Raw genomic sequence first — 12,375 nt, forward strand, 5'->3', positions numbered from 1 at the left:
AATATTATATCACAAAAGGAATTTTTAGAATAAATTATCTAGGATAATCCTTTTTTAGGAGGCTCTTGTAGGTCTTGTCTGTAAGGATTGCTCCCAAGGGAGCCGTGTAGATTATGGATATCACAGAGATGGCTAGGATAAGCCCACCTGAATCTATTCCCATAGCAAGAGCGACAGGGCCAATGGCTGCTTGGACTGTTGCCTTGGGTAGGTAGGCGATTCCTGCAAAGATTTTTTCTTTGACCTTGAGCTTTGATGGGATTAAAGCAGTTGCAACGCCAAACATCCTCACAAGTAAACCTCCAGTAATTAGGATAAGGGCTGGGAAAAATTCCTTGCCTATGATTGACAGATCGACAGTGATTCCGACAAGAACAAAGAGGAAAATCTCAAAGACTTGCCAAAGACCTGCATAAATTTCTAGGAGATTTGAGGTGGCTTGTGGGTTCAGTTTTTTGATAGTCATTGCCATGGCAATAATGCTCACAAGGCCTGAAAAGGCTAGGTGGCCCTTGAGGTAGCTTTCAAGACCTAGGGTCAATAGGGAGAGACCCATAAGGACAATGGCTTGGTAGACCTTGGCCAATTTTATTTTCGAGTAGAAAATATCGAGAAGATAGCCCATGATTAATCCAAACCCAAGACCTGTCGTTATGGATATGGGGATATTTACAAAACTTCCGAGGGAAACTTCTCCCGAAAGCTTGAGATTTACAAAGACTGTAAACATTACGATTGTATACACATCGTCAATGGATGAGCCTGCAAGTATTATTTCTGGGATGTTTTTGTCCTTACCATAGCCTTCTTCAATTAGCCTTAGCATCCTAGGCACAACTATGGCTGGAGACACTGCCCCAAGAACTGCTCCAAGAATGGCTGCATCTTTCCAGTCAAGGCCAAAAATTCTCGTTCCCAGAAAAATCACGCCTAGAATTTCAAAACTTGCTGGAAGAAAGGTCATAAGGATGGCAGAAGGCCCCACCTTTCTTAGGTTTTCAAAAGATAGGGAAAGGCCCGCCCTAGTTAGGATTACAACTAAGGCAATTTGCCTTAAATCTTTGGATAGACTTGTGAGATTTCCTCTTACAAGACCTGTGAGATTGGGACTTATTAAGATTCCTACTAGGAGCATGCCTATAATTGGTGCAAGTTTGATTTTATCGAAAATTTTCGCTCCGATAAGACCTCCTAGTAGGATTATTCCGACATTAGTTAACATAAACCCTCCTTAACAAAAAAAGCCAACGACCCCTGCATTTTGCAGAAGTCATCAGCTTATAGCGGTTTAAATAATTTAGGAAGAACTTCATTTCCTTGTTATAATTATACAGGCTTTTTTCTACGATTCAACCTTGGCAGCTTTTTTGGCGAGCCTATCTGCCCAATCATTGTACTTATCGTTAGAATGGCCCTTGACCTTAACAAAGCCTATTTCCAAGATTTTCCTAGCTTCTTTGATAAAGGCCTTGTAGGCTTTAGTAAGTTCATTATTAGCCTTCCATTCATCATTTGCCCAAGAAGAAATCCCTTGGTAGTCATGATAAATTATGATTTTTTGAGCCTTATCCCTTAGGGCTTTTTTTATGGCAAGCTCGCTCGCCTTGACCTCACCTGCCACATTCCTGTGCTGGTAGAAGTCATCCGTGTAGGTTTTGTAAAGCTCTTCTTCGCCATTTTTGCTAATATAGACAACCCCAGAACCATAGATTTTCTCATCTAGGTTGTAAGAACCATCAACATAGGCGATTATTGTAGCATCATCAACTTCAACTTCCCTTAGGCTATCTTCCATAAATGCTATGGCCTCAGCCTTGGTCTTGAAGGACTTGTAACTGGCATTGGAAAATCCCTTAACTTCTTTGAGGCAGGCATCCCAAGATGTGTATATTCCAGGATTTCTTCCTCTTTTTACTGCGTAATATTTCATAACTTACTTGGCTGTCCAATAGGTTACAGAACCAGGTCCTACAGTAAAGACTCCGTTTCCCTTCTCATCAATGACTACATCTTCATTCTTGCCTGAAAGGTCGACATAAGTCTTTCCTGCCTCAGCTTCGCCCACAAACATTTGCTTTTCCGCCATATCTTTGATGGAGACAAGGACGGCTAGGGGATTGTGCTTGTCATCTCCCCTTCTGACCCAACCTATCACTGCTGGATCGTCAAAGTAATTATCCTCTTGGCCATAGGCATAATTTTTCCTAACCTTCATCATCTTATTGAGTAAGTCATACATTGGTTCAGTCTTAACTTCACCCTTTAGCCCATAATAATCTCCTGCAAAGATACAAGGATAGCCGTCTTTTCTAAATAAAATCAAGGCATAGGCGATTTCCTTAAACCATTCTTCAACCCACGAATCTAGGGATTGACCTGGTTGGCTATCATGGTTATCGACAAAGGTAACTGCTTGGGCAGGAAAGTCTGCCACAATTGTATTATCAAAAATCTTTCTCATATCGTAGTTACCCATGGACTTACTGGCCTCTTGCATATGAAAATGGAGGGGAACATCAAATAGGTCGATGTTGTAGGAGGTCGTATTTAGGTAATTTGCAATCTCATCCTTGTTATATTGCCAAAACTCTCCAAAAAGATAGAAGTTTTCTGCACCTTTTTCATTTATGATATGATCGGATAGGTCTCGGATAAAGGTTGACGAGATATGTTTTAGGGCATCATACCTAAAACCGTCTACTCCAGTTTCTTCTATGAACCAATCAGCCCATTTGAATATTTCTTCTCTTACTTCTGGGTGGTCGTGGTCGATATCGCAGTTCATGAGGTAGTCGAAGTTGCCCTTTTCTCCCGAAACATCCTCATCCCAATATTTTCCATCACCAAGGATTCTAAAGATTGCCGAAGTATCTGTTTTTACATCATAGTCTACGCCTGTGAAGTGGTAGTAGTGCCAATCCATGGAGGAATATTTTTTATTTCTTCCTTCAAAGTTAAAGCCTGTCCAAGCTTCTATGTCCATAGGCTCGGAAACATCTTTTTCTCTATTGTTTTGGTCTACCATTATCGCCTTAAATTCTTCTGTAAAGTCAGCATTGCCCTTATGGTTTAGGACAACATCTGCATAGGACTTGATGCCTGCTTCCTTTAAGGCTTTGATTGCAGAGATTAATTCTTCCTTGGTTCCGTACTTGGTTCTCACACTTCCCTTTTGGTCAAATTCTCCCAAGTCCCAAAGGTCGTAGACTCCATAGCCTACGTCCATATCAGATCCTCCCTTGGTCATAGGTGGTAGCCAAAGACCGTCTATACCATTTTCCTTTAGGGTTTTTGCGTCTTTTTCTAGGTTCTTGTAGAAATTGCCTGATCCATCTGTGTCCCACTCAAAGGACTGCATCATCACTTCATTTGCCATACTTACTCCTTGCAAATATCTATAGACTTGCTTGCACCAATTCTATCTGCTCCAGCTTCAATTAGGGCGATAGCCTCATCTCTTGTGTGGATGCCACCGCTTGCCTTTACCTTTAGCCTATTTCCAACAGTTTCTTTCATTAGGGCAACATCAGCTACACTCGCTCCTCCTGTCGAAAATCCTGTAGAAGTCTTCACAAAGTCTGCCCCAGCCTTTTCAGAAAGCTCGCAGGCCTTCACTTTTTCTTCATCTGTTAACAGACAAGTTTCTATGATGACCTTTAGGATATTATCTCCAATAGCTTCTTTGACTGCCTTGATATCTTCAAGAACGTAGGCATAGTCTTCGTCTTTTAGTCTGCCGATTTCTATAACCATATCAATTTCACTTGCCCCATCTTCTATTGCACATTTGGCTTCAAAGGCCTTGGCTCTTGTTGCCATAGCTCCTAGAGGAAAACCTACAACAGCAGCTATCCTTACATCCTTATTGTAAGCTTTGATATCCTTGACATAGGTTGAGTTAACACAAACACTATAGAAATTGTGCTCGCTTGCTTCATCCACCAATTTTTTGATATCGCAAAGTCTTGCGTCTGCTTTTAGGTTGGTGTGATCAATGTAAGAATTTAATTTGTTCATAATATCTCCTTATACTCTACTTGGACAAGACTTATATCATCCTCTTGCTTGCCCCATGTGAACTTTTTGACATCCTTATAGGTTAGGTCTAGGTCATGGCAGGCTTCAAACTTATCTCTCAGCCTTTCAAGACCATATTCCTTCCTCGCTTCGTTTTTAGCCTCTATTGCCCCATCAGAAAAGAGTAAAATCTTATCTCCATAGGATAAGTCGACCATCTTTTCCTCATAGTTGTCAGGCTCAATGATGTTTGATATCATCCTCCCACTTACCAAAAGATAATCCACCCTATCCTTGTCTTTGGAGTAGAAAAGAGGTGGGCAGTTGTGGCCAGCATTGGAAAAGGTTAGGATATTTTTGTCAAAATCAAAAATCCCAAGCCAAGCAGTGAAATATTGGGATGTTTCCATACCCAAGGCTTGGAACCTATCCCTAAGCTTGAAAAAAATCTGAGAAGGTGAGTAGGTTGGATGCTTGTCAAGGATTGCCTCCATGGTTACCTTGATAAACATTGTCATTATAGAGGCCTTGACCCCATGACCCATGATATCTGCTATGTAGATGGCATAACGGCTAGGGTCGATTTTAATAATATCGAAAAAATCTCCAGATAGGTCATCACTTGCTATATACTTGCTTTTAAGGCTTATTTTGCCATAGGTCTTGCTTTTGGGAAGGATGTTGGTCTGAATTTTTTTTACAAAACGCACATCATCAAGCATGGACCTATTAGTGTTAAAAAGCTCAATCTTCATTAGACTTTCTCTGGTGATGTCCCTGTAGACTTCGACAAGTCCCAAAAATTCTCCTCCATTATACATAGGAGAGGTTTTTATGGAAAAATACCTATCGTCAATAAGCTTTTCTTCAATCATCGTGGTATGCCTTATAGCTTCATTTCTGGCAGATATTAGGAAGGAGGAATTTTCTTTTATATAGCTTGTAAGCTCTTCTGATTTTTGGCTTGCCTCTTTGAAGGCATCGTTAATAAAGATGGTCTTGCCATCAATGTCAACTATCCTAACCCAATCATCCATAGCATTTAGTATGAAAAAGTTTTTATCTTGTGTGAAATCGCTCTTTTCTTTCATTTCTTCCTACCTTAATCTTGTTACAATAACTATATCTTTTAATATCGATTAATCAATAAGGATGTCAACCAGCAAGGACGGATCAAAAAAAGTCTGAGATTTCTCTCAGACTTTTCATTAGCTAAGTAACTGTATTTTTAAATTTCATCTTAGTTTTGACTTCTAAGCTCTTCCTACTTAAATTCAAATTTGCTAGAGTTATCTAGGCTTGCTCCTTCAAGGTACTTATCATCTATACCAAAGAAGTAGGTTGCTAGGAAGCCCCCAAGGTAGGCTGCGATTAATCCCATTAGATAGCCCATCCACCTATTTTGATAAATTAGTGGTATGAGGGCAATTCCTGAAGGACCAATAGCTGTTGCTCCTATTGAGCCTATAAGTCCTATTACTGCACCACCTACTCCTCCACCGATACAAGCTGTGATGAAGGCCTTGCCCATTGGTAGGGTTAGGGCGTAAATTAATGGCTCACCAATTCCCAAGATACCAACTGGAAGACCACCCTTGGCTATGGTTGTAATTTGCTTGTTATTTTTGCATTTAATAAGGATAGCGATGGCTGCTCCAACTTGACCTGCTCCTGCCATGGCAAGAATTGGAAGTAGGAAGGTTGCTCCTTGAGATTCAATCATAGCAACATGAATTGGGGTTAGTATTTGATGAAGTCCCAACATAACCATAGGGAGGAACAAGGCTCCGAGAATGAAACCAGAGATTGGTCCACCAATGTTGATTACTCCATTTATAAAGCCGATTAGACCATTTGAAATAAGACCTGCTACTGGCATTATTATGAACATATGAAGAAGGCCTACGATAATTAGGGATATAGTTGGTACTCCTATTATGTCTAGTGAATCAGGAACCACCTTGTGGAAGAAGGCTTCAACTTTGGATAGAATCCATACTGACAATAAAACTCCGATTACTCCACCTTGACCTGCAGCAAGAGGAGTGCCTAAAAAGATATTATTGATTGGCATATCTGGGTTCATTCCTGTTAGATAGACCATACCACCCACAACACCACCAAGGCCTTGGTTTGCTCCAAAAACTTTGGCCGCATTTATTCCTATAAATATATTTAGGTAGGCATATAGACCATTTTTCATAATATTGAGCACTTGGATTAAGGCTCCAACAGATTCTTGGTTCAAGCTTCCAGCAGTTACCATGTTTTGTAGAACTGATGCTATACCACCGATAAGACCTGCTCCAACAAAGGCTGGAATCAAAGGAACAAAGATTGATGCGATGTTTGATGTAAAGCTCTTAAAGGCACTTTGTTTTTGTTTAGCCTTAACAGCTTCCTTATTTTCTTGTGTCCTTCTTTGTAGACTTTCCTCTTGGCTTTCTTCCCTGAAAGTTGAATTGGAAAGTTTTGCCATGGCGTGGGCTATCTTCTCACTTTTTCCCGGCCCCATAATAACTTGAACTTGCTCACCTTCCACAAGTCCCAAAACACCTTCTCTTGATTTAATACTTTCATACTTGATAAGGTCGTGGTTTTTAACCCTGACCCTAACTCTGGTCATACAGTTTATAACTTCGGTAAGGTTTTCACTTCCTCCGAAATCCTCTATTAATAATCTAGCTAAATCATCGTTAGTCATTTATAGTCCCTCTCTTATAAATCCTTTATTTTCTTCTAAAATTTCTTTAGCTTTAGTATAAGAAACATTTTTCTCCGCCATTATTATGGCTGGCTTTACTTCATTGTTAGCTTCGTTTAATACTTCTGTTGCTCTTTCATAGCTAACTCCAGTAACTTCCCCAATGATTTTTCTTGCCCTATCAACGAGCTTTTTGTTGGTCGGTCTAAGGTCGACCATGAGATTATCATAGACCTTGCCTATTTTTATCATAGCTGTTGTGGAAATCATATTAAGTACCATCTTGGTAGCTGTTCCTGCCTTCATCCTAGTAGAGCCACTCAAAACTTCAGGTCCTGTTTCGATTTCTATTGGATAATCAACATATTGGGAAAGGACAGAATTTTTATTACAAGATATAGAGCCTGTTTTTGCCCCAAGCTCTCTAGCATACTCAACCGCCCCTAGGCAATAAGGGGTTCTACCACTTGCTGCTATTGCAAGTACAAAGTCCTCAGCTCTTAGATTTTCATTAACCAAGTCCTTTTTTGCAGCATCAAGACTATCTTCAGCATTTTCAATAGGATGGCGAAGGGCATAATCTCCCCCTGCTATAAGGCCTGTTACCATCTTAGGATCTACAGAAAAGGTCGGCACAGTCTCTGAAGCATCGAGGACTCCGAGCCTGCCACTTGTTCCTGCTCCTAGGTAAAAAAGCCTACCACCTCTTTTGAACGTTTCAATTACTTCATCAACCAAAGCTTCAATTTGGTCAAGAGCCTCACTTACAGCATAAGCGATTTTCCTATCTTCTTGGTTAATGATTTTCAAAGTTTGCCTTACACTTTTTAGGTCAAGTCCCAAAGACTTTGGGTTTCTATCTTCTGTCGAATACAAGTTCATCACCTCCTTCTATATAATCGAGAACATCCACATAGGCCTTAGCAACTTTTCCTATGATATTTCTATCATAAACAAGACCCAAGTCCTTTTTGGCAAGTTCTAGCTCTCCGCTATATCTCCCAGATTTTTCATTGCAAATAAGGATATCTCCTTTTTTTACGAAAGCTGGGAGAGCACTCGGAATATTTTTGTAACATCTCTCATTCCTAATAATATAATCGCTTAAATCGCTCCTAACCTTCATCCCACTTATGGACTTGTAGGGCTCATCCATAGAGACTCTTAGGCTAATTTTCCCATCTTCCTTGAAGGTCTTGATATAAGAAAGCTCCCTGTCTTCTATTCCCTCAGCAATTATTACAGAGGTAAGCCCGCAAGTCCTTACTAGGTCTAAATAGCAGGTATAGGGATTTTTCATCCTATGACCTTCAAGGCTTGGCAAAGACTTGTAGACAGGCCCCCTGAGGTCGGTATTTCCTGGCACAAAGGCAGCTACTTCTATTCCAAAAGATTTAAACAAGTCGTTTCTCTTTTTAAAAAAATCGACAGCTAAACCTGTAAAGTCAAGGGGATAGAAGTTGTGGATAGCTAGGATATTTTCTTTATTTGCCCCGCATCCCATAATTTCCTCTAGCAAATCGCAAGCAATAGTAGAGGCATTTATACTAATCTTTGCCCTTTTCGATAGATTTGCCATATCAGCTGGTGAAAATCCATAGTCAAGCCTTATGATTAGGTCCTTGGATAGAAGATCAGGATTTTCATCCAAAACTTCCTTATTAAGGTCAACGCACACCCTAAGCCCACGTTCTTTAGCCTTGTCATAGAGCCTAGAAAACTTCGCCAAAACTTCTTTTCCGCCTTGGTAGTGGATAGAGGTAAACAAAAGGTCAAATCCACCAAACCTATCAAGGGCTTTGTCTAAATCATAGTCTTTGTCAAAATATAAGGAAAATCCAAGCATTAATTTTTCCTAAGACCTTTAAATGCAAATAAGGATGTGGCTGCTAGTGAAAGTATCCCATAAATTCCATATACTCCAGTTTTAGGATTTGATTTATTCTCAGATGTTCCTATACTATTTAAACTAGAATCTGATTTAGCAAGACCTTTTTCAAACCTATTATCCTTACTCATTTTTCCATCTGACTTCTTAGCTTTAGTAGTTACAGGTACTTCAACAGGAGTTTTATAGTTAGCTTTTTCTCCTATATTAATGTCTTCTTCACTAACTTTGTTCTTATACTTCTCTTGTATAATTTTATTTGTATTTTTGATGGCAATATAGTCGCTAAATTCAGCTACATCTAGGTATCCTTCTCTTTCCTTTAGCATCCTTTCTTGACCACTTTCGAGCTCATTCGCCAAGGCTTTTATAAGCTCTTCTGAATTATTTTGTAAAGATTTGTAGATAAGAGTGCTTATTGCTCCATATCCAGCGCTTCTGGATGCATCTGGATAAAAATAATTAGGATTTTTTTCTTTATCCAACACTGGTCCATTTTTCTTATTAGTTAGTAAGACAAAGGTCAATCTCTCAATTGGATCTATTACAGTTAGGGTTCCTGTCCATCCAGTGTGTCCTATTGTATTTGAGCTTGCAAGGTTAGAAAATGCCCAAGCATACCTTCCATCTGCCATTCTTCTCCATCCTAGTCCATAGGAAGGATTAACATCACTTGGTTTGGTAAATTCATCTTGGGTTTTTTTATCCCAAAATCTAAGATTTCCATATCTGCCCTCATTGATCATTATGTTTGCAAGTTTAGCTAATTCCCTTGCATTAGAGAACAAACCAGCATGACCACTAACCCCTTGCATAGAATAGTAGGCTTTTTCATCATGTACTTCGCCTTGAATTGTATCTTTTCTAATATTATCGAAATTTACAACTCCATCCCTAGAGTTTCCATTTAATTCAGTTGCTGCTGCTTGATCCTTTTTAAATCCATGTTTTAGAGGGTTGAATAAAGTATGCCTTAAATTTAATGGTTTAGCAAAATTTTCATTAAAATATTCATCCAATCTTTGACCAGTAACTTTTTCAACTATAAAGCCCAAGAGCATATAGTCGACATCTGAGTACAATGATTTGCTTCCTGGTGTATAAGCCAAAGGAGTTCTTAGAACCATCTCCAAAGTCTTTTCTCTATTTTGTGAGAATAAATCATTTTTTCCATTTGGAATTCCATCATCTTTATCATAATTATTATTATGGTATTGAGGGTCAGCTGGAAAACCTGCTTGATGCCTCAAAATATCCCTTATGGTCATTGTATCTTTCCCTTTTATGGAATCATTTTCACCATCCATAAATTCCGGGAAATATTTTGAAACTTTTTCATCAATATTTATTTTTCCTTCATATACCAATTTTTGTAAACTATAGTTAGTTGCATACATTTTGGTATTGCTTGCCAAATCAAAAATGGTATTTTCATCAACCTTTACCCTATTTTCCTTTGGAATAGGACTTCCGTCTTTGTTGTAATTATTTACATATCCAAAACTATAATCATATACATCTTCATTATCTCTTATGACAGATATTTGACCACCTGCGAAGTTTTCCTTAACTTCTTCATTCACCAAGGTTTCTATCAAATCTGTCGTTTTCTTATCTAGCTTATTAGAAGTTTTATTAAAAGCTTCTTCTTTTGTTCCAGATTTAATTTTTACATCAACTTTATCCCTAACATTCAATATATCTATTGAATTTTTGCCGTTTTCAACTAAAGCATTGGCTTCGTCATTCGATTTGACTAATTTTCCATTTACAAATACATCTGCCTTACTATAATCACTTACATCAATCTGATTTTTGTTATTTTCATCATAGTAAAACTTGTGAGAAGTATTTGTTAAAACTGAATCATCATAATTATCCATATCTACAGGATATTTTTGTTCAATGGTCGTTGCTTGTTGAACTTCTTCTTGTGCATGCGAATTAAATGGTAGCATAAACATAGCAAGTGCTAACAGAACTATTTTTTTATTCATTTATATCTCCTACTGTCTCAATTTGTCAGTTAGTTCTTTAGAAACTTTTAGGTTTCCTATCACATGTTCCATATTTTCTGCTATGTAGCCATAGAATAAGATATCAGTAATAATTTGACTTGAAAATCTTGATGATATGGCTGCATATCTCATCTTTTTTTCTATTTCGGGGATGGGAATGACGTAGTCTGAGAGGTTTGAGAGTTTACCTTTAGCTTTTTTGGTAATAGTTACAACTTTTGCTCCAGTCTTACTTGCATAGTCTGCTGCCACTAGGATTTCCTTAGTCAAACCCGAGTAGGAAATACAGATTAGAAGGTCGCCTTTTTCGATATTTGTAAGCAAGGTTAGGTTGGTATGGGGATCTCTTTCATAAAAGGCCCTCTTTCCTGCCCTCAATAGTTTGTAGATTAAATCTTCACACACAAGTCCAGATGAACCCACTCCTGCTAGGTAAACTGTTTTAGCCTCTAGCAAGGATTTTATTGCACTAGCTAGGGTGTTTTCATCTATTAGGGCGTAAGTTTTTTCTATAGAAGCAAGGACGTTTACCTTACTTTTATTTACTATATCACTTACACTATCATTATCGGCTATTACTTCCGATTTGATTACTTCCTCATTTTCTAGGCTTTTAGCTATATCAACCTTTAGGTCTGTGTAGCCCTTGTAGCCAAGTTTTTGGACAAACCTTATTATGGCTGATTGGCTAGTTGATGTTAGAGAAGCTAGTTGTTGAGACTTCGTTTTTATAATCTTATTTGGATTATTCAAAACATAGTCTGCTATTTTCTTGTCAGCTTGGGTAAATTCGCTATATCTTTCTTTGATTCTTATTAGATAGGTCATAGTATCCTCATTTGAAAAGCTTTTCTTATGTTCAATTATATCATTTTAAATATTAATTTCAAACTTTTTCTATATTTTTTAAATAATTATTTCAGGTGATCGATAACTTCTCTTAGATTATCCCTTTTTTTATCAGGCTCAAAGCTTAGAGGGAAGCTCTTATCTCTTATTATAAGATAGTCCATGCCAGACTCTTTTGCAGCAAGATATCCATTATAGGAATCTTCTAGGATAAGGCTTTCTTCTTTTTTGCAAGAGAATTTTTCCCTAGCCTTTAGAAATATTTCTGGATTTGGTTTACTTTTTTCGACCTCATCACCACTTATTATAAAATCAAAGTAAGGTCTTATTTTTTCCTTTGCCAATAAAAGGTCAATTTTTTCTCTATCATTGGATGAGGCGAGGGCTATTTTTACCTTATTGGCTTTTAGAAAGTCCAAAAGTTCTCCTAGCCCTTCCTTTTTGATAGATTTAGGGTTGTTTCTTAGGATATTTAACCTGTGAGCATTCAATTCATTTCTCAGCTTATCAGCTTTAGCTAAAGAGCCCAAAATTTTTGCTAATTTTTCTCTGATTGTTTGTTCATTTTGTCCAGTCAACTCTTTTCTGAGCTTATCATTAAATTCAAAATTATATTTATGAGCTAGGTCAAACCAAGACCTATAGTAAATAATCTCAGTATCAAACATGAGACCATCCATATCGAATATCACTAATTTATATTTCATAGTCTCTCCTTTTTACTTTCTTACCCTTTTTAAAAATTTGCATAACAAAAGCCAAGCTTTAGGCTCGGCTTTTAGGAGTGATAGGTTTTTTATAAATCAGAGTCTATTTCTAAGAATTCTTCTATTTGTTTTATTAGGACTCCGCTTTCTTTTCTTGTTTCTTCTGATCTTTTGACAAGAGCTTCGAGCTCG

The 12,375-nt window shown here is 37.9% G+C and carries 11 protein-coding genes and 1 riboswitch; all 11 genes read right to left on the minus strand.

From position 1 onward, the window contains the following. Positions 1-34: 34 nt before the first annotated feature. On the minus strand, positions 35-1,222 hold the full coding sequence (locus tag Q0W95_RS00305; RefSeq protein ID WP_297788335.1) for a cation:proton antiporter: 1,188 nt from the start codon (positions 1,220-1,222) through the stop codon (positions 35-37). 35 nt (positions 1,223-1,257) lie between these two features. After that, positions 1,258-1,326: riboswitch (Fluoride riboswitch) on the minus strand. A 16-nt stretch (positions 1,327-1,342) separates the two neighbouring features. Beyond that, the gene (locus Q0W95_RS00310) at positions 1,343-1,930 is read right to left on the minus strand and encodes a ribonuclease H family protein (protein WP_297788337.1); all 588 of its coding nucleotides are present in this window, start codon (positions 1,928-1,930) and stop codon (positions 1,343-1,345) included. Between the two features lie 3 nt (positions 1,931-1,933). Beyond that, entirely contained in the window at positions 1,934-3,376 is a 1,443-nt protein-coding gene (locus Q0W95_RS00315) for an alpha-amylase (RefSeq protein WP_297788339.1), read from the minus strand. Between the two features lie 2 nt (positions 3,377-3,378). Then, positions 3,379-4,017 (minus strand): deoxyribose-phosphate aldolase, encoded by a 639-nt coding sequence (gene deoC, locus Q0W95_RS00320; protein ID WP_297788344.1) that lies wholly within the window; start codon positions 4,015-4,017, stop codon positions 3,379-3,381. Beyond that, positions 4,014-5,108, minus strand: a complete 1,095-nt coding sequence (locus tag Q0W95_RS00325; protein ID WP_297788347.1) for a SpoIIE family protein phosphatase — start codon at positions 5,106-5,108, stop codon at positions 4,014-4,016. Before Q0W95_RS00325 ends, deoC begins: the two co-directional genes overlap by 4 nt. A gap of 173 nt (positions 5,109-5,281) precedes the next feature. Next, complete coding sequence (locus tag Q0W95_RS00330; protein WP_297788350.1) at positions 5,282-6,721, minus strand: PTS transporter subunit EIIC; 1,440 nt, start codon at positions 6,719-6,721, stop codon at positions 5,282-5,284. Then, entirely contained in the window at positions 6,722-7,603 is an 882-nt protein-coding gene (murQ, locus tag Q0W95_RS00335) for an N-acetylmuramic acid 6-phosphate etherase (protein ID WP_297788353.1), read from the minus strand. Continuing rightward, on the minus strand, positions 7,578-8,567 hold the full coding sequence (locus Q0W95_RS00340; protein ID WP_297788356.1) for a MupG family TIM beta-alpha barrel fold protein: 990 nt from the start codon (positions 8,565-8,567) through the stop codon (positions 7,578-7,580). The genes murQ and Q0W95_RS00340 overlap by 26 nt, the downstream gene beginning before the upstream one ends. Then, the gene (gene pbp4b / locus Q0W95_RS00345) at positions 8,567-10,606 is read right to left on the minus strand and encodes a penicillin binding protein PBP4B (protein ID WP_297788359.1); all 2,040 of its coding nucleotides are present in this window, start codon (positions 10,604-10,606) and stop codon (positions 8,567-8,569) included. Before pbp4b ends, Q0W95_RS00340 begins: the two co-directional genes overlap by 1 nt. Before the next feature lie 9 nt (positions 10,607-10,615). Then, positions 10,616-11,455: a MurR/RpiR family transcriptional regulator gene (locus tag Q0W95_RS00350; protein WP_297788361.1), complete on the minus strand. Its 840-nt coding sequence runs from the start codon at positions 11,453-11,455 to the stop codon at positions 10,616-10,618. 86 nt (positions 11,456-11,541) lie between these two features. Then, a complete protein-coding gene (locus Q0W95_RS00355) occupies positions 11,542-12,183 on the minus strand; it encodes an HAD family phosphatase (protein WP_297788363.1) in 642 nt (213 codons plus the stop codon). Between the last annotated feature and the right edge of the window lie 192 nt (positions 12,184-12,375).

The organism is uncultured Anaerococcus sp., from assembly GCF_947253225.1.
GTDB lineage: Bacteria > Bacillota > Clostridia > Tissierellales > Peptoniphilaceae > Anaerococcus.

Bases quoted from the DNA above. Each gene is read 5' to 3' on its own strand.
- Q0W95_RS00305 (WP_297788335.1), bottom strand. From the start codon at position 1,222: ATGTTAACTAATGTCGGAATAATCCTACTAGGAGGTCTTATCGGAGCG.
- Q0W95_RS00310 (WP_297788337.1), bottom strand. From the start codon at position 1,930: ATGAAATATTACGCAGTAAAAAGAGGAAGAAATCCTGGAATATACACA.
- Q0W95_RS00315 (WP_297788339.1), bottom strand. From the start codon at position 3,376: ATGGCAAATGAAGTGATGATGCAGTCCTTTGAGTGGGACACAGATGGA.
- deoC (WP_297788344.1), bottom strand. From the start codon at position 4,017: ATGAACAAATTAAATTCTTACATTGATCACACCAACCTAAAAGCAGAC.
- Q0W95_RS00325 (WP_297788347.1), bottom strand. From the start codon at position 5,108: ATGAAAGAAAAGAGCGATTTCACACAAGATAAAAACTTTTTCATACTA.
- Q0W95_RS00330 (WP_297788350.1), bottom strand. From the start codon at position 6,721: ATGACTAACGATGATTTAGCTAGATTATTAATAGAGGATTTCGGAGGA.
- murQ (WP_297788353.1), bottom strand. From the start codon at position 7,603: ATGAACTTGTATTCGACAGAAGATAGAAACCCAAAGTCTTTGGGACTT.
- Q0W95_RS00340 (WP_297788356.1), bottom strand. From the start codon at position 8,567: ATGCTTGGATTTTCCTTATATTTTGACAAAGACTATGATTTAGACAAA.
- pbp4b (WP_297788359.1), bottom strand. From the start codon at position 10,606: ATGAATAAAAAAATAGTTCTGTTAGCACTTGCTATGTTTATGCTACCA.
- Q0W95_RS00350 (WP_297788361.1), bottom strand. From the start codon at position 11,455: ATGACCTATCTAATAAGAATCAAAGAAAGATATAGCGAATTTACCCAA.
- Q0W95_RS00355 (WP_297788363.1), bottom strand. From the start codon at position 12,183: ATGAAATATAAATTAGTGATATTCGATATGGATGGTCTCATGTTTGAT.